This is a genomic window from Pseudoalteromonas sp. SCSIO 43095 (assembly GCF_023650455.1).
GTDB classification, from domain to species: Bacteria; Pseudomonadota; Gammaproteobacteria; order Enterobacterales; family Alteromonadaceae; genus Pseudoalteromonas; species Pseudoalteromonas tetraodonis.
This window is the reverse complement of sequence record NZ_CP087995.1, coordinates 1841143-1862818: the sequence shown is the minus strand read 5'-3', so window position 1 is coordinate 1862818 and position 21676 is coordinate 1841143. Positions and strand designations below refer to the sequence as shown.

Below are 21676 nucleotides of genomic sequence, written 5' to 3'. Positions count from 1 at the left end.
GTATTAAAATGATAAGTGAATGGATCGTATCAATATTGCTGTTGTTTGGTGGGCTCTTTATTTTAATTGGCTCTATTGGCTTAATTAAACTGCCGGACTTTTTTATGCGTTTACATGGGCCAACTAAAGCAACCACTTTAGGGATGGCAAGTATACTCACGGCTGCGATGGTATTTTTTGCCAATTCAGCTAGTGGCTTAAGCTTAAAAGAAATATTAATCACTATATTTTTATTAATCACGGCGCCCATTAGTGGTTATATGCTAATTAAAACCGCTATTCATCATAAGTTAAAAGCCAAAGATGGAACGAAAGGACTCGATAATATCGAAAAAGATTAACCCTAAAAAACGACAAAAAGCCGAATAATGGTAGTTATTCGGCTTTTTGTTTTTTTGGTTGTTCCCATTTACAACACTTATTGAACATGTGAGTATGGCGTAAATTCTAATACAAAAAGGATATTAATATGGGTAAGGTATTACTTTTATCACTACTTATTTTTTCAACTAACTTATATGCAGCGCAAACTACTAAGCAACAAAAAATTGATGAGCTGGTAGAGGTGATGAATATGGACGCTATGGTTGACTCTATGTATTCTCAAGTTGAGGGCATGATGCAAAATATGTCGGTGCAAATGGGTGTTAAACCAGATGAAAAAGCAATTTTCGATAAATATTATGCCGATATGACTGAAGTACTAAAAACTAAAATGAGCTGGAAAAAAATGCAGCCCATGATGATTCAGGTATACGACAAACATTTTAGTGAGCAAGAAATTAACGATATGCTTGTCTTTTATAAAACAGAATCGGGGCAAGCAATTTTGAAAAAAATGCCACAGGTGATGCAACAGTCTATGCAAATGTCACAAGCATTAGTGCAAGACGCTATGCCAGAGATCCAAGCAATTGCTGGGCAGCTAGGTGAAGCACTTAAACAATCGCGTAGTGAAGCAAACTAAACTATAGTTAACCTGAGTCGTAGCAAAATAACGTCTACATTTTCTAGCAGTCACTATTTTGTGACTGCTGTATTCTTCCTCTTCCTTAAGTAAACGTAATCACTTATTTAAAGTGTCGATAACGCATTCCCTGAGTTTTAAAATAGCGGTTGACCTGTGTGTTACACATAGGTTTATTATGTCACTACTAAAAGCCGATGGAGTGAGTTATGTATGTTAAACAGTTAGCTAAAATCATGGGAGTGACCCAAGATACAGTGCGGCACTACACGCGTATAAAGCTACTTAAACCCATTCGTAGCCAAAACAATGGCTATCAGGTGTATACCAAAGACGATCAACAACGTTTAAAGTTTATTATTAGTGCACGGCAACTCGGTTTTTCTATTAAAGATATTCAGCAAATAGTTGCTCAATCGGAGCAAGGGAATTGCCCATGCCCACTGACACGACAATTAATAACTAAACGGCTCGAAGAAACAGAGCGGCTATTTCAAGAAACACTCAAACTAAGAACGCGTATGCAAGCTGCGGTAAAACAGTGGGAAAACTCAAGCGATGGTGCTGTAAGTGCTGATATATGTAGTTTAATTGAGACCTTTGTAGATCCCCTTAACGAACAAGTTAGTTCCGAGGAAGCAAAATGAGCAACAATAAAGACACAGTGCAAAATTTTATAATTGAAGGTGCTAATTGCGGGAGCTGCGTCGCAAAAATAGAAAAAGCGCTAAAAAGTGTATCAGGTGCGCAGCGTGTTGAAATGAACTTTGCTGATCGCAGTGTGCAAGTTGAAGGCAATGCGCCATCAGCAGAGCTGATTGAAGCAGTCGAAAATATAGGCTACAAGGCTAAGCCAATGAATAGTGAGTCGGAGCAAGACGCGCTAGATGAAAAAGCCAAAGCCGATAACGCACACTATAAAAAGCTAATGCGTAATATGGTATTAGCGCTAGGCGTTGGCGCTCCGCTTATGCTTTATGGGCTTATTTTTGATATGAGTGTCACCACTAACGCGCAGCGCATTGGCTGGTTTATTGTTGGTATAGTCACTTTAGTGGTTATGGCCATTGCGGGTAAACAGTTTTATAACGGCGCATGGCAGTCATTTAAAAACCACACCGCCAATATGGATACACTGATTGCGTTGGGCACAGGTACCGCGTGGTTGTATTCTATGGTGGTAGTCATTGCGCCAAGCGTGCTACCCGAGGTGGCCAGGCATGTTTATTTTGAAGCCTCAGCGATGATCATCGGTTTAATTAGCCTAGGCCTTGCCTTTGAAGTAAAAGCCCGCGGTCGCACATCTGAGGCGATAAAACGCTTAATCGGTTTGCAGCCAAAAACCGCTCGGGTAGTGCGTGATAACAAAGAGCAAGATATAGCTATTAGTGAGGTACTAAAAAACGAGACTGTGCGTGTACGCCCCGGTGAAAAAATCCCTGTAGATGGTGAAGTCATTGAAGGTAGCAGCTCAGTGGATGAGTCAATGCTCACGGGTGAGCCTATGCCAGTGAACAAAAGTGAGGGCGATACCGTTGTTGCAGGCAGTATTAATAAAAGTGGCACGTTGCTATTTAAAGCCACCCATATTGGCAGTGAAACCACACTTGCCAGTATTATTAATATGGTTAAACGAGCACAAAATTCTAAACCCTCCATAGGGCGTTTAGCCGATGTAATATCCGGCGTATTTGTTCCTACGGTAATGATTATTGCAGTGCTCGCGGGCCTTGCATGGCTTAATTTTGGCCCCGAGCCGAGCATTGCTTATGCGGTAGTGGCCGTGACCACGGTGCTTATCATTGCCTGTCCGTGTGCGCTGGGTTTAGCAACCCCTATGTCAATTATGGTTGGGATAGGTAAAGCCGCTGAATCGGGAATACTTATTCGTAATGGAGAAGCGCTGCAAACCACCTCTAAAATTACCACCATGATTTTAGATAAAACCGGCACGATCACAGAAGGAAAACCCACCGTTACCGATATCATTAATTTTAATGACAGCGATAAAGTACAGGTGCTAAAGCTTGCCGCTAGTCTTGAAAGCGGCTCTGAACATCCTTTAGCGCAAGCCATTGTAAGTTATGCTGAAAATGAAGATATCACGATTGAAAAAGTCAGCGATTTTAACGCTGTGACGGGGCAAGGTGTTACAGGCAGATTAAATGGGCAAACTTTATTGTTTGGCAATGAAGCGCTTATGAGCCAACACAATATCAGTATTGCAGAGGCAAAGGAGCAAGCTGAGCAATTAGCCAGCGCCGCTAAAACGCCAATGTATTTTGCAATTGATACCCAACTACAAGCCATTATAGCGGTGGCAGATCCGATAAAAGACGATTCAGCAGAGGCTATTAAACGTCTACAAAAAAAAGGTATCCATGTTGTTATGCTGACCGGTGATAACCAAGCTACCGCCAGAGCCGTCGCTAACAAAGTAGGTATTAAGGACTTTATTGCCCAAGTAATGCCTGATGACAAAGCCAGTGAAGTAACTAAGCGCCAAGCTAAAGGTGAAATAGTCGGTATGACGGGTGATGGTATAAACGATGCGCCGGCACTGGCACAGGCCGATGTTGGGTTTGCTATTGGCACTGGCACCGATGTGGCGATTGAGAGCGCTGATATCACCTTAATGCGTGGTTCATTACAGAGTCTTGGCGATGCCATTGCGGTTAGTAGCGCCACTATAGTCAATATTAAGCAAAATTTATTTGGTGCATTTATTTACAATGTGGCAGGTATTCCAATTGCTGCGGGGCTGTTATATCCATTCTTTGGTATATTACTCAACCCAATTGTTGCAGGTGCTGCTATGGCGCTGTCATCACTAACTGTGGTCACAAACGCCAATCGCCTGCGCTTTTTTAAACCCAGTAAATCGTAATTTTATAAATAGGAGTAGCATTATGTTGATGTTCAATATACTCGGCGCATTGTTAATTGCGGTTATTATTTACTGGTTTTGGCTATATAAACCTAAGCAAGTGCAGAGTAATAACAACAAAATAACGATAGTGGTTAATAACGGCGTTTATTATCCTGCCCATATTAAAGTGGCTGCTGATAAAAAAGTAACGCTGACGTTTAATCGACAAGACAGCGCTCCATGCGCCGAAACGGTGGTGTTTCCTTCACTCGATATCAGTAAAACGCTCGCTATGGGTGAGAATAACACTGTTGAGCTGCCGGCACTTAAAGTGGGTGAATATGCTTTTCATTGCCAAATGCAAATGTATAAAGGCACGTTATTAGTGTCTTGAATATTAGGGTCTGTTGACCTTTGCGGATTACAATTTGTTCAAACTAGGAGCGGTTTAATCGCGGCGCGAGGTTTGTAACCTAGTGGACTAAATAAGAACCGAGCAAAGCTTCCGCGTCCTGCTCACGCCCCTTACCTACATCCATGTAGGCAACAAAGAGTAAATCGCCCCTAGGCAGAATCCGAAGGGCAGCGCCTGTTTGGCATTGATGCTGCGTTATCGCCTATTTATGGGGAATAACCACACCACATAGGCTCTGCCTTGCCTAAATACCAAACAGACTGCTGCAAATTTAACCTTGAAAGGTCAACAGACCCTAGATTAATAAAACTAAAAATGGCCGATGCGTTTGTTCAAGCAGAAAACTGAGAAGGCGTAGTATGAATAAATTAAACCCTAAAAAACTGTTTAATAGTAAATGGACAGCGATCCCAGCAATTAATAAGGAAAAACATTTTATTATTGTTGAGGTTGAGTTTGATGAAGACGGCAACGTCGTTGAATGTATCACTGAAGCGGTAATGTCAAAAAACCAATACCCAATCCAGTGGCGCGATTTAAAAGATCAACAAAAATGGCTGCAAGGTTGGAAATAAAGCAGGCTGTTTAAAACACATTGCTCACGCTCATAGCCCTTATGAGCATGAGCGACTAGTTTATTGTTTTTTAGAACAACACATTGCTAGCGACTCTCCTCTATTACAGCTTGTTTTCATCCCAATTCGCCATTTGGCAACAAAACGAGAGTTTTTAAATCGTTCTTCAAACGTTTTTATAAAAATAATCTAAATATTATTTTATTTTTATATTTCAATGCGTTATACGTACTATTTTATACCATTAAAGTAAGCATGGCGCATGTGTTCAGAGTCGGTTTATTCTCATAACTGCTCTAAACATGATTTTTCCGGTTTTCTCATTCCCATGTCTCTTTTTATTATAATTTAACTTATTGATTTTAAATGTTTATTTATTTAAGCCTCAGTGGTTGTTGCTAAAAAGCAACAAAATCATGGTTTATTTTTATTAAAATGCTTCAAAATCATTCTAACTGCATGTTTTTAAATAACTTTAAAAACATGGCATCGAAGTTGTAATACCTAAGCTGTATTTAGCAAAAACGTGATAAAGCACATCGCTTCATCGCACAACCTAATGAAGGAATTACATTATGAAAACACTTAAATCAACACTGGTATTAATGGCTTTAGCTTCTTCATCAGCGGCTTTTGCAGCAACCGATTTTGACACACTCGATGTGGATGGCAACGGCGCTATTAGCCAAGCTGAAGCATCAGTTGACGCCTCACTTATGAGCCAGTTTACTGAGCTTGATACTGACCAAAACGGTGAGTTATCTAAAGCAGAGTTTTCTAAGGCGTAACCAGCTTTAGTGCTCAATACTATTACTGATTCTGAGTTGCCCAAGACAACCTAAATAGGCAAGGGAGCCTATGACAAAGAATCGCAAGGATATGAGGTTGATAGTTTTGAGCCAATTATTTTTTATTTGACGAACATTGCACACTTTGAAGGATTATATTATGAAAAAGTTACAATCAACACTGGTATTAATGGCGCTTGCTTCTTCATCTGCCGTATTTGCAAGCACAGACTTTGAAACGCTTGATGTAGATGGCAGTGGCACCATCAGCCAAGCAGAGGCATCGGTTGCTGCTGAGCTTATGGAGCAGTTTGCAGAGCTAGATGTAGATGGTAATGGTGAACTTTCTAAAGACGAATTTTCAGCGTATTAGTTTCCCTTAAGGATCTTTGAAAAGGACTTCTTACCATTTTAATTAAGGCATTTAGCCTAAGGATTAATTATGAAAACATTTACTAAAACACTCGCTTTAATTGCACTTGCTTCATCTTCAGCGGCTTTTGCTGCGGTTGACTTTGATTCTTTCGATACTGATGGCGACGGCGTTATTAGCCAGTCTGAAGCACAAGCTAACTCACAACTAGCCCAATTATTTGATGATTTAGATGTTGATAGCAACGGTGAGCTTTCAAAAGAAGAGTTCGCAAGAATTCAGTAGTTATATTACGGATGAAAGCGTTTATGTAATTTGTAAACGAGACATAAAAAGCAGCTAAGTAGTAAATACTCAGCTGCTTTTTTGTGCGTGGCGGGAAATAATGTGTGCAGTTGTCACTAAAATAGTGCAATGGCGTCAATGAATTTAAATTAAGTTATTGATTTTTAGGTTCTTTAATTTTTGGTTTTAAACTTGCTTAGCTGTTGATTAGGGTATTTAAGGAGCCTAATTATGGCGAGAATGAGTTATATAAGTAGTGTTGAGCGCTATAACGAATATGAGCAGATAATACATAGCTTATTAGAATCAATTTTAATGAGTATAGATGACGGCATCGCTAATAATCGTGATATGCGCTATTTAACAAAGCATTATCCTTTTTTAGAATTACAATACTGTTTAGACGAGAAGGGCTCACAACAGGGCAATAACGTTTGCTTTAAACGTGCCTACAATAAAAAATTGGCACAGAGAGGCAATAATCAGGATTTAAGTGAGCGACCTTATTTTTTAAATGTAAAAGCCTGTAATGCTATTTGTTTTACTGCGCCTTATATTTCTATTGCGACCAACCATTTATGTATATCTGCGATTAAAGAATTAAACAAACCTATCAATAATCAACATTATTTAGTTGTTGATGTAAGTTTAACGCAGCTTATTGAGTTTGTGATGGGTGATACCGCTCGTGCGACTATATCACCTTATTTTAAAGCAGGTTATGGGATTATTGTGGCGTGCTTATTTAGTTTGGTGCTTTTTTTACTCAACATCGTATTTATCGACATCTATGAATTAATAACTCACGTAAATAGTTCGTCCGATCCCCTAGAACCCTTTAGCATCATTATTTATATCACGTTAGCATTGGCTGTTTTTGATCTTGGCAAAACAATTCTTGAGGAAGAAATCCTCATGCATAAAGATATTTTTAGACACTCATCAACACGACGAACCATTACCCGGTTTATCTCTACCGTGTTAATTGCTATATCAATTGAAGCACTACTCACTATGTTTAAAGCCGCATTAGGGCAATCAGAGTATTTAATGCCAGCTATAGCGATGATGCTTGCAGTGGTGGGACTTTTAATTGCTTTAGCGATATATGTGTATTTAGGGGCAAAAGCTGAAACATTGCTTACACAGGCACGGGTAAAACTAAAATCCTCCGAGTAGGAGGATTTTAAGTAGTGATGTTTAATTGTATTTATTGTTTGTCAGCGGTGCGTTTAGCTTTAAAGTCAGACTCGCTTGTCCATTTTGGCCAATCACCGTTATTCGCCAGTTGTGAGGCTATATCAACAATCAGTTCTACATCTTGTTTTACCCCACCTAATGACCAATCAGCTGAGTAATCGTCAGCTTCTTTATGGTATTTATGAGTGATGTAGTCAGGATCGGTATCACCTAAGCTCATAAACAGTAAGCTTGGCACACCTTGTTTGGCGAGTGAAAAATGATCCGATCTAAAAAATAAGCCATTTTGCGCACGAGGATCCAGTTTAACTTGACGTCCTTGCGCGTTTGCGGCTTTAGCTAAATAGTGCTCCATAGTCGAGAGGTCTTTACCGTACTGTAAAATATAGTCGGTGCTATCGAGTACGTTCATCCCATCAATATTTAGTAGGGCAACCATATTCTTTGTTGGGATCACGTCACCAGAGGCAAACTGGGCTGAACCAATTAAACCGGTTTCTTCGGCGGTGAAGTTGGCAAAAATAATCGAGCGTTTAAACGGTGTTTGCTGATGCATTTTTTGCATTATACGAGCAATCTCAAGGGTGGCCGCTGTGCCTGATGCGTTATCAACGGCGCCATTATAAATTTTAGGACCGCTGTCGGTTTGTTTAGTGCCAAAGTGATCCCAATGGGCACTAATAACGATGTATTCATCTGGGCTTTCACTGCCTGTGATTTTTGCGACCACATTATGTGATTTTGCATGTGACACTTCGTTTTTAAATGCAAGGGTCGCTTCTAAATTCAACGCTTTAGCTTGAAATTGCTCACCGAGTGCTTGTTGTTTTAATTGTTGGTAGTTTAAGTGTGCTGATGCAAATATTTGCTCGGTGGCATCGAGTGTTAGCCAGCCCATAACGGGCAATTCAGATGCATTGAGGTTGTTATCTATTAGACTGTATTTAGTGCCGGTATTTGAGCTTTCAACTACCCCCCAAGGGTATGCGGCAGGAGCTGTTTCGTGAACAATAAATACCGCTTTAGCGCCTTGGCGCGCGGCTTCTTCATATTTATAAGTCCAACGACCATAATAAGTCATGGCATTACCAGTAAATAACGTATCGTCTTGAGTGGCAAAGCCCGGATCGTTTACCAGCACAATAACGGTTTTACCGGTTACATCAATATTGGCGTAGTCGTTCCAGTTATATTCAGGGGCATTTATACCATAACCGACAAAGACCACATCAGAATTGCGAACATCAATAACAGGCTGCAATTGTTTAGTACGAGCAGTAAAGTCTTTACCCGCTTTAAAGCTTAAATCACCCATGGTCAATTGCATGTTTTGATCTGCGGTGATCATGGCCATTTTAACCGGATGTAAAAAATCACCGTTATAGGCACCAGTTAACCCTATGGCTTTGTATTGTTCACTCAAATAGCCAACGGTTTTTACTTCACCCAATGTTAATGGACCGCGGCCTTCAAAGTCATCAGAGGCAAGGGTTTTAATATGCTGTTTTATATTATTTAAACTAACGCCCGGACTGTTTTCGAGCGAGGAAGTGGGGGTTGCAGACTCTGAGCAACCCGTTAGTACAATAACTAAAAAAAATGTGATGGTTTTTATATAAGACATAATAAGTTAGGAAATAATATTTTTTTCGACTATAACCCCAAACAGTAACACAATGCGAATTTTTATCCCTTTTAAACCTATTTTTATTCAGCTTACCTCTTTGGCCCTTTACCCATTAACCGCCATTAAGTAAGTTAAAAATAATAACAAAAGGGATAAGTAATGAAGCAATTTACTCGTCGGGATTTTTAAAGGCAGTCAGTTTAGCTGCCGCTGCTGGTGTGGTTAGTAGCTGTGCATCTAGTGGCAGTGTTCATACTAGCGCGCCTATGCGCAACGTGAGTTTGCTGCCGAACATCCCCGTAACCAGCTCAATTATATTGCCGGTGACATGAACACGACGCTGATTAAAACTCTAAAAGGGCGCAGTATTATGGTGTAGCACGATACGATAACCCCTCGGCCGTACTCACGACATAACTTAATACAAGGCACGAATGGCGTGTTTGCAGGTTTCCCTAGTCGAATTGCCCTTGAAACTGGTGGCTCAAAAAATTTTCATGAGTGGGATTATGATATGAGCGCATGGTATGAGCAGTACGACCATCCCTTATGGACAAAAATGGGTGAAGAGGCGCAGCGCAATAGTGGCCACGGTGGCATGGACTTTTTAATGTTTTGGCGGATGATTTACTGCTTAAAAAATGGCGAACCGCTAGATCAAGACGTTTATGACGGGGCGGCATGGTCGGTTATTTCGCCGTTATCAGCCCAGTCTGTGAGTGAGCGTAGCCGCTCAATAGATATTCCCGATTTTACTCGCGGGGCATGGCAAACCGCACAGCCTTTGGGCATTGTAAGCTAAGCCAAATAAAAAAAGAGCGCATGCGCTCTTTTTTTATTTATTGGTTATGTTTATTAGCTACTTCTCACATTAACCTTGAGTTTAAGCTTTTGACCTGGCTGTAAGTATTTTTGCCCAGCCAAGTCATTCCATTTAATTATCTCGCTCACGGTTAAATTAAACTTAGAGGCTATTCGCGCTAATGAATCACCCCGACGCACTTTATAAGTAATAGTGCGGTTGGTGTTATTAGCTGCCTCTTTAGGCTGATTTGCTGATTTATAAACAACCAATTTTTGATTTAAACGCAGCACTGTATTTTTCTTCAGCTTATTCCACTTAGCTAATTCACCCATAGTGACATCGTATTCGCGGCTTATGTCCCATAATGTGTCGCCACTTTTTACCGTGTGTGATAGCTTAGTACGCAAACTTTTATTAGCGGCCGCTCGTACTTGCTGAGGTAAATGTTCACTGTTAATTTTACCATCTGTTAGCGGCACTAAAATTTGTTGGCCAACACGAATTACGTTTGAATTAAGCTTATTTAATGACTTTATTGCATTGGTGCTAGTGGCAAATTTACTGGCAATTACCGACAGGCTATCACCTTTTTTAACTTTGTATTGTTGCCAGCGAAGACGACTTTTAATGTCAGTTGCAGCCAATTTTTCTGTAAATTGCTCTACTTTATCGGTGGGTATTAATAAAAAGTGTGGACCATCAGGGTCTGTTGCCCAGCGGTTAAATCCAGGGTTTAGTCTGTGTAGCTCGGTGAGGGTCATGTCAGCCATGTCGGCTGCCAGCGCTAAATCAATTTGTGACTCAATATTGACCACTTCAACTACTTGCGCGTTAATAATAGGCTTCCATGACACATTAAAATCATCAGCGCGCTTTAATAAATCGGCTAATGCTAATAATTTAGGCACGTAGGCAGTGGTTTCACGAGGTAAATCAAGTGACCAAAAATCGGTAGGTAAATGCTTTTTACGATTCTTTTTAATCGCACGCAGTAAGCGGCCTTCACCTGAGTTATAAGCTGCAATTGCGTTCAGCCAGTCACCCTCAAGGGTTTTGTGTAAGTATGAGAGATAATCAAGCGCTGCGCGAGTTGATTGCACAATGTCGCGACGCCCGTCATACCACCAGTTTTGTTTTAAATCAAAACGCTCGCCGGTTGCTGGCATAAATTGCCAAATACCCGATGCGGTGCGATGCGAGTAGCCATAAGGGTCAAAAGCACTTTCTACTATAGGTAAAAGCGCAATTTCGATTGGCATTTCACGCTTTTCAATTTCTTCAACAATAAAGTGCAAATACGGCTCAGCACGTTTAGAGATACGATCTAAGTATGCTTGATGGCGCGCATAATAGTTACGTTCAGCGACCACTGGGCGATTTTGGGGAATATCGATAGATAATTGGTAACGAATACGCTCCCAAACATCGTCAAACACAGGGGCTTCCTCTTCGATATCGTTCACTTGTTGATATTGCGCGTTCATCATCAGCGCCGTGTTAATATCGTTTGGGCTTGCGCCTTCAAGTTGGTCTTGTGCCTGATTTTGTGAATCTGTGTTTAACGTTGTCAGAGTTTGACAGCCGCTTAGCGCCATCGCTAAGACCAATAAAAGAGGAGATTTATTCATAAATACCAATACTTAGGGTAAAAAACTCGGCGAATACTACCCATAATGAGTCAACATTGCCACTTATGACCGTTAAAAGTTCCAAACAAATATGATTAGAAAATGTTAACTTGTTGTTTATTAACTAATCGTTTTTTATTCTTGTTATTAAGACACATTTAACCTTAACAGAGCAACAGGCCCTAATTAAAAATGATCTTTGAATTTTCTCAGACTAGCAAAGTTTTCCCAAGGTTCATTGCTTTTTGTAACTAAACAATATTTTTTTGGTATTAATTCTGTAATGTTTGGCAAATTGCTACGCATAAAAGGATTAATTTTCAGCTCATGGCCTATGGTACTTGGCAACGTTATTTCATCTTTATTACGCAATTCATCCACTTGCTGGCTGTAAGCGAGTAACTCGGGGTTTCGTGGCTCAACCGCTTTTGCAAACGCCAAATTCGCCTGGGTGTATTCATGAGTGCAATACACTTTGCAATCACTCGGTAGTGCACTAAGTTTATTAAATGAATGCCACATTTGTTCTGGAGTGCCTTCAAATAAGCGCCCACAACCACCGCTAAATAATGTGTCGCCAGTAAAGGCAAGTGCATCATTAACATAACAAATATGATCGAGTGTGTGGCCAGGCGTGGTGATAATATTAAATGAGGTGCCTAAAACGGTAATCGTTTGGTCTTCATTTAAAGGGCGTGTAATTCCTTTAAATGGACTGTTACTTGGGCCGTAAACCTCAACGTTTGGATACTGTTTTACTAATTGGGCAACGCCATCAGTGTGATCATAATGATGATGCGTTATTAAAATACCGCCTAGGGTTAAATTATACTGTGCTAAATGCTCAGTGACCGGCTCTGATTGGCCAGGGTCAACCACCCACGCTTGGTTATTATGCTCGGTGGTTAAGCACCAAATGTAGTTATCAGAAAAGGCTTTAATTGCTTTGACTTGCACCATGTATCGTTGCTCTATAAAGTGGTATTTAATTAATATTATAACGAGCTTATATAATGAAACCAGCCTTTAGTTTTCAAGAAGGACCCAAACCGTTGTCATGGCAGCAGTTTCCGCATGGTGATCATTTACGTTGTGATATAGAACGCAAATTGTCGCCGTGGCTACCGCGTATGTTTGGCTATCATATGCTTAAATTGGGTAATTTAAGTGGTGAGTTAGATACCAGCAAAAGTTCCATTAAGCATCAAGTATGCGTTGCAGAGCCTGGCCCTTATACCGGAGTGGTGGCTGACATAGACGAACTGCCTTTTTATGAGCACAGTATAGATGCGTGCATTATGAGCCATTGTTTAGAGTATCACTCAGATCCGCATCATATATTACGTGAGGCTCATCGTACGCTTATTCCCGGCGGTTATATCGCCATTACGGGGTTTAATCCGTTTAGCTTTTGTGGCTTGGCGCAGTTACTGCCATTTAGTGGTCAAAAACTACCGTGGACAGGGCGCTTTTTTACCCCTGCACGCGTTAAAGACTGGCTTAATTTACTCGGATTTGAAATTGTGGCCGATGAGCGATTTATTTATTCATCGTTGGCACGCGGTAACCGGTTGTCGCGGTTTGCGTTTTGGCGCAGCTTTACCAAGCAATATTTAAAACCTATGGGCAGTGTATATTTGCTGGTGGCACGAAAGCGTGTTGCGCCACTTACGCCAATAAAACCTAAGTGGCATGCACGGCCACAATTTGCGCCAATAAAAGGGGTAGGGCTTAGGCAGACCTCAAAGCAACATTATCAGCAAAATAAAAAATAGAGCGATATTGAGGGTTACGGTTGGTAACCTTCATCATCAATTAAGTTGTTGCCGCTGGCCGCATCACGGGCAAGGTCGTCAACAATTTCATTATATTTATGGCCACTGTGACCTTTTACCCATTTCCAAGTAACATCGTGCTCGGCGCAGGCTTTATCGAGACGTTTCCATAAGTCGACATTTTTAACCGGCTTTTTAGCAGAGGTTTGCCAACCGCGTTTTTTCCAATTGGTGATCCACGACTCAATGCCTTGTTTTACGTATTGGCTATCGGTAGTCAGGGTAACAGGGCATGAACGATTAAGTGATTCTAGCGCAACAATGGCAGCTAGCATTTCCATGCGGTTGTTTGTTGTGAGTTTGTAACCTTGACTTAATTTTTTTTCATGGGCTTCATAAATCATAAAAATACCATAACCACCGGGGCCTGGATTACCTAAACACGAACCATCGGTGTAAATCTCTACGGTTTTTTGCACTGTTTTACCTTGATATTATGTACAATAAAGTGATTATAGAAAGATACCAGAGTCAGGCTTAATTCGATATGGCACGCAGACAAATAGTTTTAGATACAGAAACCACCGGCATCGACCCTAAACAAGGGCATCGTATTATTGAGATAGGCTGTGTGGAGCTAATGAATCGTCGGTTAACCGGCAATAATTTTCACGTTTACATAAATCCACAACGCAGCATTGAAGAAGAAGCAATCGATGTTCACGGTATTACCAACGAATTTTTAAGTGACAAACCGCTTTTTCGAGATATTGCCCAAGAGTTTTTTGACTATATTAAAGGCGCAGAACTCGTTATTCATAACGCGCCGTTCGATATTGGCCATATGGATAATGAATTTGCGTTATTAAATCAAGGTTATCAAAACACCCATAGTTTTTGTGGGGTACTTGATACCCTTAAAATGGCGCGTGACTTGCATCCAGGACAAAAGAACAACCTGGATGCGCTTTGCCGTCGCTACGATGTTGATAACACTAAGCGGACGTTACACGGCGCCTTACTGGATTCTGAGATTTTAGCCGATGTTTACCTGGCAATGACCGGGGGACAAGTAAAGCTAAATCTAAATCAAAATAAAGATGACACAAGTGAAGATCAAAAGGGCGGCATTAGGCGCTTAAACAGCGATAGAGCCCCATTGGTTGTTGTAGCAGCAAGCGAAGCAGAGCAAAGCGCACATCAATCACGTTTAGACATTGTACAAAAGGAGGGCGGCCATTGTTTATGGCGCGCTGAATAAGGCACTATTATGAAAACGCTATTAGTAGTTTCACTGTGTTTAATCGCCGCGTGCTTCATTCCCGATGCACACAGCGTTAAACAAGTTGAAGAGTTAAAAGGCAGCGGTAAACAAAATGAAATACCGTTACTGGATAACCGTTTTCGTATAGATGACAAAATTGATGAAATAAAATTAATATTTTTTAGACGTCCTGGGTCGCCTGCCGTTATTTTAGTTAGACCCGATGGTACTAAATACTTTGCAACCAATGCGGTAGGAAACACCAGCCTAGATTGGTACGACGAATTAAATTACGATCTAGTGGTTATTCGCAACCCTATGCCTGGGCCATGGCAAGTTATTGGCCAAATAATGCCACAGAGCCGTATTGTTGTAATTGGTGAGCTATTTCTTAAGGTTGATCCACTCCCTAAGATTCTTTTTCAGGGTGAAACTGTAAAGGTAACCGGTGAGATTTTAAATGATGGCGAGCCCATTCGCGCTAATCTTTTCAAAGATGCGGTATCGCTCAATGTGAGTTTTGTGAGTACTAATAATGAAAATTTTGAAAATTTTGGAGCGGGCATACAGCAAGTTACTGAATTTAAAGACGATGGCTACGGATTTGATGAAAGTGCAAAAGACGGTGTGTTTACGGGTGAGTTTACCTTAAATTTCACACCTGGCGAGTGGCGCCCTGAGCTTTATATTACCACTGATGTATTAGAGAGGCGGGTGGTTCAAGATCCTATTGTTGTGCATGAGCCGCCTTTTAGTTTTACCTCAGTTGAAGCAACCGATGAGGGGGACGATCACCGTATTACTATAAATATTGATGAAAAGTTACTAAAGCCTGAAACCGTGATCATGCAAGGGAAAATTTATTATCCCAATAATGAAGAGCAAGTATTTTACTTAGACACTAATAACACCGCAGTAAGAGAACTGGCTTTACAAGATTACGGATGGGGACGTTACAACATTGAAATTTCTGTGTTTGGCTCAACAGTAAATGACAGAGAGTTTATGGCTACGTTGCCAACCTATTTATTTGAAATAGAAAGACCGATAGAAGTTATCCCAGAAATTCCAAAAGCGAGCATCATTAAGGAAGAAAATATTCCAGAGCCTGTTATAAAACCAAAAGTAATGGCCACGGGATTAATAGCTAGTTTAATTATTGGTGGGAATTTGGTCATATTATTTATTGGTTGGTTATGTATTCGTGTTTTTGTGCAGAATAAACCAATAAAACTTAAATTGAATTTTGCTTTTTTAAAGAAAAAGAAAGCAACCGAGGCAAAAAAATCAGATCAGCAAAAAACAACTGATGCAAAAAATGGCTCAAAAAATGACAAAACAGGTGAAATTTTAAACCTTTCGATGTCAGATGACTAAAAAACCTGTAAAAAAACAAAAAAGCCCTTGACGAAGTAGGGGCTGGTTCGTATTATTCACGCCGCTGTTAGGGGAGACTCAGACAGCAACGAAAATGCGGAGTGGTAGTTCAGTTGGTTAGAATACCGGCCTGTCACGCCGGGGGTCGCGGGTTCGAGTCCCGTCCACTCCGCCAATTTTCGACAATTTGTAAGTAAAAGCTGGAGTGGTAGTTCAGTTGGTTAGAATACCGGCCTGTCACGCCGGGGGTCGCGGGTTCGAGTCCCGTCCACTCCGCCAACACTTACACAACATATGGTTGTAAAACATATTCTTATTATGGAGTGGTAGTTCAGTTGGTTAGAATACCGGCCTGTCACGCCGGGGGTCGCGGGTTCGAGTCCCGTCCACTCCGCCAATAAGAAAAAATAACAGTTTAAATACGCGCTGGAGTGGTAGTTCAGTTGGTTAGAATACCGGCCTGTCACGCCGGGGGTCGCGGGTTCGAGTCCCGTCCACTCCGCCAACTATTTAAACATTGTTATATTACAAAATTTGTATGCTGGAGTGGTAGTTCAGTTGGTTAGAATACCGGCCTGTCACGCCGGGGGTCGCGGGTTCGAGTCCCGTCCACTCCGCCAACTATTTAAACATTGTTATATTACAAAATTTGTATGCTGGAGTGGTAGTTCAGTTGGTTAGAATACCGGCCTGTCACGCCGGGGGTCGCGGGTTCGAGTCCCGTCCACTCCGCCAATAAATTAAGTAATGACAAGTAAAAAGATATCTCTGCGGAGTGGTAGTTCAGTTGGTTAGAATACCGGCCTGTCACGCCGGGGGTCGCGGGTTCGAGTCCCGTCCACTCCGCCATTTGATATCGTAACAAAATTAGTAAGTGCATTACCCCATGCACATACCACTGCGGAGTGGTAGTTCAGTTGGTTAGAATACCGGCCTGTCACGCCGGGGGTCGCGGGTTCGAGTCCCGTCCACTCCGCCACTTGTTATTTCCTCAATAACAAGTTAAAAAATACTTTCCTAATTAATAACAGCTAATATATTTTCCTATCAGCTATCAGCTATCAGCTATCAGCTATCAGCTATCAGTCATAATTTATACGTAAACCGTAGTAGATTTGAATTAAAAACACATAGCTTAATTTTTAGTTTAGTCATAGCTTTACGTGTTATCAAAATTCAAATTGTCCTTTAAAGTCGTTTATATGGCTTGAGGCTAAGTCATAGCGCCGCAGATGTAAAAAGCTTATCTTTATAGTGAAGTGTTAGAGAGGAACGCTGTTGATGCCACAAGCTTTTTCAGAGCTTCTGATACTGTTTCACTTTGCTAAAAGATTTGTCGCTATTAGAAAGCGACGTTACTTTCCCATTAGTGTTGTTTTAAAGCTGTGGTGATGGGTTTTGTTTCTCATAAAAGTTTATTTATAATATCACGCTTACTTATAGGGATATTTTATGATTGAAGTGAAGGGCTTAAATAAGCAGTTTGCTGCCAACGTTGTTTACAATGATTACAATAAGGTGTTTAGCAGCCAAAAAGTGTGTATTGATGCACCTAATGGCCAAGGTAAAACAACGTTGTTGATGATGTTGGCAGAGCTCGAAACGCGCCAAAGTGGGCAGATTTTATTTTCTAAAAAAGCATTAACCGAACCGCATAAACAAGTTGCTATAGCCTCAGACTGTATTGCTTTACCTGACTTTCTTACGGCAAAGCAAATTATTAACTTGTCCGTGAATACGCTGGGTTGTGATTGGCCAACGACAATAATAAATGGGTTTAATTTCAATGAATTTTTAAATACTCGTTTTGATGCGCTGTCGTCAGGTAATCAAAAGAAATGCCAGTTAATTTTAGCGCTTATGCGTGATGCACCTTATTTACTTCTAGACGAACCCAGCGCAGCACTTGATCAAGCCAGTATTCAGTATTTATTAGTACTGCTTGATGAATATCTAATAAATAAGCCCAATGGGCAAATAGTCATCACCTGCCATGAACCAGCGCCATTTATTGAGCGTGGCTTTGAGTCTATACCGTTATGATTGCAAATTTAAAACAATCAATCGGGCAATATCGCTCTTTTATGGATTATCGTTATCAGGCTTACAAAACTGAACTCACGCAATTATTGTTACAACTAAAAAGCTTTGGGTTGTTATTTTTAGTGGTGTTAGGCTCGTCAGTGTTGGGTTTGATATTACTACTTTTTTTAGGCCTTGGAAAAATTATAGACAGCAGCGCAGCACCCCAATACGGTGCACAAATGGCTTTATTTTATTTGTTACTACAAAGTGTGATGCTCAGCGCAATGAAGTCAGCAATTAAAAATAGTAAGCAGCGGTTATTTCAGCAAACTATTGCACGATCAGTTTGGTTATATTTAGTCGATATTAAACTATTAACTTTAAGTAATGGTTGGCTAATAGCCAGTGTATTAATTGCGCTGGATTTAACACTGTCACAATGGGTTAAAGTACCGCATTTTATTGTATTTATGTTGCTACAGTTTAGCTTGGGCGTTTTGTGTTTATACAAACCCAGCGCACTGATATATGGTTTTTTATTTAGCACGATATTAGTGCTGGTTCCTATTCATATGCAGCCGCTCACTTATCATATGGGCTTTGCTTTATTGTTTGCGCTGAGCCTTTTTGTCCCCGTGGTTAATGTTAACGGGCGTATTGCAGTAAGTTCATTATTGGGCTTTTGGTTTTGTTATTTATTAAACCATTGTTGGACACTTGTTTGGCGCGTGTCGTTACTTTTATGTGTATTCATGGCATCAGCTGCGCTAATAAACGAACGTGCTGATTTAGTACCTATACTTGTGATATTAGCCATGGCTTTTATTGTACTCTTTAGTAGTTCATTGCAATTTGATTGCGGTAGGGTGTATGAGCAGTATCGATTATTTTTTAAAACATGCGAGCAAGAACGCGCCTTTTATATTAGCCAGTTTTTACCTAGCATATTGCTGTTTTTATTATCCACAATAAGTTATAGCGTTATTTTTGGTTACACTCATATTGTATTATTTGTCATTGGAAATATGTGGTGTGTATTACAGGTTTACCTTGCACAAAAAAAACCAGCGCATTATGCGCTGGTTTGGCTAATTTCAACAGGGTTGCTGCTAGCTTTACTAAATTAGTTAAGCGGCATCTGCCTTTTTAGATTTAGCTTTGCTATTACGCGCTGCTTTGCCGGCAAGTAAATCGGCAGGGTCAAAGTCGTCAACGTTAATAACGTCTAAGCGAGCTTGCTCAACAGCTGCTAACTTATCAGCTTCAGCTTGGCTTAAAATGCCGGCTTCTAAGCCCATTTGCGCCACTTTATCAAGTTGGAAGAATGGCAATTTAACGCCTTTCTCTTTACATACGCGTTCAAATAAAGGCTCTACCTCTAGTACGTCTTTAAGCGTTTGTTCTTGACGACCTACAAGGTTAAGCGGCTCGTTTGTAAGGTATACATAGCTTGCTAAACGATTACGCGTTTCGCTAGGCACTTGCAGTAATTGCGCTAGCTTATGCTCAAGTTTGTCGGTAGGTTTACGAACCGGGCGACCAAACGGGAATAACAATACTTTTAATACGCCACGAAGTGGTGCAGATGGCATATTGTTGATTAAATCAGCAAGCGCACGTTGACAGTGGTAAAGGTGATCCTGACAGCTCCACTGAACCAGTGCAAAATCTTCTTTTTTACGGCCTTCGTCGTTATAACGTTTAAGCGTTGCAGACACTAAGTAAAGGTAGCTTAATAAGTCACCTAAACGTGCTGAAATACGTTCTTTACGTTTAAGTGAACCACCAAATACTGCCATACTTATATCAGACATAAGTGCAAGTGATGCACTAAAGCGTGACGCTATACGGTAAAACTCTGCCGTTTCGTCTTTGTACGGTACGCTAGTAAAGCGAGCGCCAGTAAGTGCAAGCCACTTAGTACGTACAAGGTTAGACATGGTAAAGCCAATGTGGCCCATTAGCGCTTTATCAAATACGTTAAGCGCTTCTTCGCGGTCTTCAATTTCACACGCACTTAGCTCGGTAAGTACAAATGGATGACAACGAATAGCACCTTGACCATAAATAATCATATTACGGGTCAAGATGTTCGCACCTTCAACGGTAATGGCAATAGGTGCACCTTGATAGCCACGACCTAAATAGTTATTTGGCCCAAGCATAATCCCTTTACCGCCTAGCACGTCCATTGCATGAATGGTCGACTCGCGCATTTGCTCAGTAAGGTGATATTTAATAATAGCTGAAACAACCGATGGTTTTTCACCTAAATCTACGGCCCCCGTAGACATGCTAACTGCTGCATCAGAGCTGTAAGCGTAACCGGCAAGCTTCGCCAGTGACTCTTCAACACCTTCCATTTTACCAATTGGTAAGCGGAACTGACGACGAATACGGCTGTATGCACCTGTTGCTGTTGCAATTGTTTTAATGCCACCGGCAGAGTTTGACGGCAATGTAATTGCACGGCCCACCGATAAACATTCAACCAGCATACGCCAGCCTTGGCCAGCCATTTCTGGGCCACCAATAATGTAATCCAGGGGTACAAATATGTCTTTACCGCGAGTAGGGCCATTTTGGAACGGCACATTAAGCGGGAAGTGACGACGACCAATTTCAACACCAGGCGTGTTAGTTGGAATAAGTGCACAGGTAATGCCCGGCTCTTTGTTGTCGCTTAGTAAACCATCTGGATCTTGTAGTTTAAAGGCAAGACCAAGTACAGTGGCCACAGGAGCAAGGGTAATGTAACGCTTGTTCCATGTAAGGCTTACACCCACCACTTCTTCGCCATTCCATTGCCCTTTACATACTACACCGTAGTCTGGAATTGAGCTTGCATCAGAACCTGCCTCTGGCGAAGTAAGAGCAAAACATGGAATTTCTTGACCGCTTGCTAAACGCGGTAAGTAATGATTTTTTTGATCTTCAGTACCGTAGTGCTGTAATAACTCACCCGGGCCTAACGAGTTAGGTACACCAACAATTGACGAAAGCAATGTTGATTTACTGGTTAGTTTTTGCAGTACACACGATTGTGCAAATGCAGAGAATTCTAAGCCGCCGTATTCCTTTTTAATGATCATGGCAAAGAATTTATTATCTTTTAGATATTGCCATACGTCCTGAGGTAAATCAGTTAGCTCATGCGTAGCTTCCCAATCGTCCAGCATACTACATACAACTTCAACAGGGCCGTCGATAAATGCCTGCTCTTCAATAGTAAGTTTTGGAACTGGATACTGGTGAAGCTTTTTCCAATCTGGGTTACCACAAAATAAATCAGCTTCCCACCAAGTTGTACCGGCATCAATAGCTGACTTTTCGGTGTCAGACATGCTCGGTGTAACTTTTTTGAAGACCTTGAAAATAGGCTTGATAATATATTGCTGACGAATGCCAGTAACAGAAAGAGGCACTGCGATGATTAAAAAAATCACCCAGCTAATTAAACCAAAAGCACCAGCAAAGGTACCAATTAATAATGTTGCGGCAGAAACACCAAGTGCTGTGTTCCAACTCGCTCTGTGGTAAAGCGCAATGCTGAGCAGTGCGATTAAACCGAGTGTAAATATGAGTGTCATTGCTAATTCCTTAATAGAGGTCAGACCACCTCGTTTAGAGTAGCGCTAGTAACGCTAAGTTTCAAGTACATTACTTAGATTAAAGTGTAGTTATCGGTACGATTATTACAATG

At 41.0% G+C, this 21676-nt stretch carries 20 protein-coding genes, 8 tRNA genes and 1 pseudogene; 24 read left to right on the top strand and 5 right to left on the bottom strand.

Translation table 11 applies throughout. The annotated features are described in order from the left end of the window. The first annotated feature begins 8 nt into the window (after window positions 1–8). The 10 genes from LOC50_RS08845 (at window position 9) to LOC50_RS08800 (ending at window position 7451) form a co-directional block, all read left to right on the top strand. Entirely contained in the window at window positions 9–341 is a 333-nt protein-coding gene (locus LOC50_RS08845; protein WP_214551812.1) for a Na+/H+ antiporter subunit G, read from the top strand. Window positions 342–469: 128 nt separating this feature from the next. Then, window positions 470–967, top strand: a complete 498-nt coding sequence (locus LOC50_RS08840) for a DUF2059 domain-containing protein (protein ID WP_250653065.1) — start codon at window positions 470–472, stop codon at window positions 965–967. Window positions 968–1176: 209 nt separating this feature from the next. Continuing rightward, window positions 1177–1614 (top strand): MerR family transcriptional regulator, encoded by a 438-nt coding sequence (locus LOC50_RS08835; protein WP_016899460.1) that lies wholly within the window; start codon window positions 1177–1179, stop codon window positions 1612–1614. Beyond that, entirely contained in the window at window positions 1611–3854 is a 2244-nt protein-coding gene (locus LOC50_RS08830) for a heavy metal translocating P-type ATPase (protein WP_250653064.1), read from the top strand. The genes LOC50_RS08835 and LOC50_RS08830 overlap by 4 nt, the downstream gene beginning before the upstream one ends. Before the next feature lie 22 nt (window positions 3855–3876). Further along, window positions 3877–4230: a cupredoxin domain-containing protein gene (locus tag LOC50_RS08825; RefSeq protein WP_069439995.1), complete on the top strand. Its 354-nt coding sequence runs from the start codon at window positions 3877–3879 to the stop codon at window positions 4228–4230. A gap of 380 nt (window positions 4231–4610) precedes the next feature. After that, on the top strand, window positions 4611–4826 hold the full coding sequence (locus LOC50_RS08820) for a TIGR02450 family Trp-rich protein (RefSeq protein ID WP_036983160.1): 216 nt from the start codon (window positions 4611–4613) through the stop codon (window positions 4824–4826). A 575-nt stretch (window positions 4827–5401) separates the two neighbouring features. Beyond that, a complete protein-coding gene (locus LOC50_RS08815) occupies window positions 5402–5614 on the top strand; it encodes an EF-hand domain-containing protein (RefSeq protein ID WP_008467122.1) in 213 nt (70 codons plus the stop codon). A 160-nt stretch (window positions 5615–5774) separates the two neighbouring features. Then, on the top strand, window positions 5775–5987 hold the full coding sequence (locus LOC50_RS08810) for an EF-hand domain-containing protein (RefSeq protein WP_008467121.1): 213 nt from the start codon (window positions 5775–5777) through the stop codon (window positions 5985–5987). 69 nt (window positions 5988–6056) lie between these two features. Beyond that, on the top strand, window positions 6057–6272 hold the full coding sequence (locus LOC50_RS08805; protein WP_250653063.1) for an EH domain-containing protein: 216 nt from the start codon (window positions 6057–6059) through the stop codon (window positions 6270–6272). A 231-nt stretch (window positions 6273–6503) separates the two neighbouring features. Next, on the top strand, window positions 6504–7451 hold the full coding sequence (locus LOC50_RS08800) for an EAL-associated domain-containing protein (RefSeq protein WP_250653062.1): 948 nt from the start codon (window positions 6504–6506) through the stop codon (window positions 7449–7451). Between the two features lie 31 nt (window positions 7452–7482). Here the strand turns inward: LOC50_RS08800 and LOC50_RS08795 are convergent, their stop codons facing one another. Continuing rightward, entirely contained in the window at window positions 7483–9096 is a 1614-nt protein-coding gene (locus LOC50_RS08795; protein ID WP_250653061.1) for a M28 family metallopeptidase, read from the bottom strand. A gap of 265 nt (window positions 9097–9361) precedes the next feature. Here LOC50_RS08795 and LOC50_RS08790 point away from each other — a divergent pair. Continuing rightward, window positions 9362–9901 (top strand): annotated as a pseudogene (locus tag LOC50_RS08790) (alpha-N-acetylgalactosaminidase); the annotation flags it as partial. A gap of 53 nt (window positions 9902–9954) precedes the next feature. On the opposite strand, the gene LOC50_RS08785 reads toward LOC50_RS08790, so the two are convergent. After that, window positions 9955–11532, bottom strand: a complete 1578-nt coding sequence (locus LOC50_RS08785; protein ID WP_250653060.1) for a lytic transglycosylase — start codon at window positions 11530–11532, stop codon at window positions 9955–9957. A 186-nt stretch (window positions 11533–11718) separates the two neighbouring features. Next, window positions 11719–12492, bottom strand: coding sequence for a hydroxyacylglutathione hydrolase (gloB, locus tag LOC50_RS08780; protein WP_248532245.1), 774 nt, complete (start codon window positions 12490–12492; stop codon window positions 11719–11721). A 53-nt stretch (window positions 12493–12545) separates the two neighbouring features. Here gloB and LOC50_RS08775 point away from each other — a divergent pair, with 53 nt between their 5' ends. After that, a complete protein-coding gene (locus LOC50_RS08775) occupies window positions 12546–13307 on the top strand; it encodes a class I SAM-dependent methyltransferase (RefSeq protein ID WP_069439990.1) in 762 nt (253 codons plus the stop codon). Window positions 13308–13321: 14 nt separating this feature from the next. Here the strand turns inward: LOC50_RS08775 and rnhA are convergent, their stop codons facing one another. Next, window positions 13322–13786 carry a ribonuclease HI gene (gene rnhA, locus LOC50_RS08770; RefSeq protein WP_013464557.1) on the bottom strand — a complete coding sequence of 155 codons (465 nt, stop codon included), beginning with the start codon at window positions 13784–13786 and terminating at the stop codon, window positions 13322–13324. A gap of 68 nt (window positions 13787–13854) precedes the next feature. Between rnhA and dnaQ the strand changes: the two genes are divergently transcribed. The 12 genes from dnaQ to LOC50_RS08710 all read left to right on the top strand — a co-directional run bounded on the left by dnaQ (window position 13855) and on the right by LOC50_RS08710 (window position 19100). Then, the gene (gene dnaQ / locus LOC50_RS08765) at window positions 13855–14568 is read left to right on the top strand and encodes a DNA polymerase III subunit epsilon (RefSeq protein ID WP_250653059.1); all 714 of its coding nucleotides are present in this window, start codon (window positions 13855–13857) and stop codon (window positions 14566–14568) included. 9 nt (window positions 14569–14577) lie between these two features. Continuing rightward, entirely contained in the window at window positions 14578–15948 is a 1371-nt protein-coding gene (locus tag LOC50_RS08760; RefSeq protein WP_036983153.1) for a TIGR03503 family protein, read from the top strand. A 98-nt stretch (window positions 15949–16046) separates the two neighbouring features. Then, window positions 16047–16123 (top strand) — tRNA-Asp (locus tag LOC50_RS08755). Window positions 16124–16150: 27 nt separating this feature from the next. Then, a tRNA-Asp gene (locus LOC50_RS08750) sits at window positions 16151–16227 on the top strand. A 41-nt stretch (window positions 16228–16268) separates the two neighbouring features. Further along, window positions 16269–16345: transfer RNA gene (locus tag LOC50_RS08745), tRNA-Asp, on the top strand. A gap of 31 nt (window positions 16346–16376) precedes the next feature. Continuing rightward, a tRNA-Asp gene (locus LOC50_RS08740) sits at window positions 16377–16453 on the top strand. 38 nt (window positions 16454–16491) lie between these two features. Beyond that, window positions 16492–16568 (top strand) — tRNA-Asp (locus LOC50_RS08735). Between the two features lie 38 nt (window positions 16569–16606). Further along, window positions 16607–16683: transfer RNA gene (locus LOC50_RS08730), tRNA-Asp, on the top strand. Between the two features lie 37 nt (window positions 16684–16720). Beyond that, window positions 16721–16797, top strand: a tRNA-Asp gene (locus tag LOC50_RS08725). Between the two features lie 53 nt (window positions 16798–16850). Further along, window positions 16851–16927, top strand: a tRNA-Asp gene (locus LOC50_RS08720). Window positions 16928–17400: 473 nt separating this feature from the next. Continuing rightward, window positions 17401–17991 (top strand): ATP-binding cassette domain-containing protein, encoded by a 591-nt coding sequence (locus LOC50_RS08715; RefSeq protein ID WP_250653058.1) that lies wholly within the window; start codon window positions 17401–17403, stop codon window positions 17989–17991. Then, entirely contained in the window at window positions 17988–19100 is a 1113-nt protein-coding gene (locus LOC50_RS08710) for a DUF6136 family protein (RefSeq protein ID WP_250653057.1), read from the top strand. The genes LOC50_RS08715 and LOC50_RS08710 overlap by 4 nt, the downstream gene beginning before the upstream one ends. On the opposite strand, the gene fadE is transcribed toward LOC50_RS08710, so the two are convergent. Next, window positions 19101–21563 carry an acyl-CoA dehydrogenase FadE gene (gene fadE, locus LOC50_RS08705; RefSeq protein ID WP_248534384.1) on the bottom strand — a complete coding sequence of 821 codons (2463 nt, stop codon included), beginning with the start codon at window positions 21561–21563 and terminating at the stop codon, window positions 19101–19103. Window positions 21564–21676 lie beyond the last annotated feature (113 nt).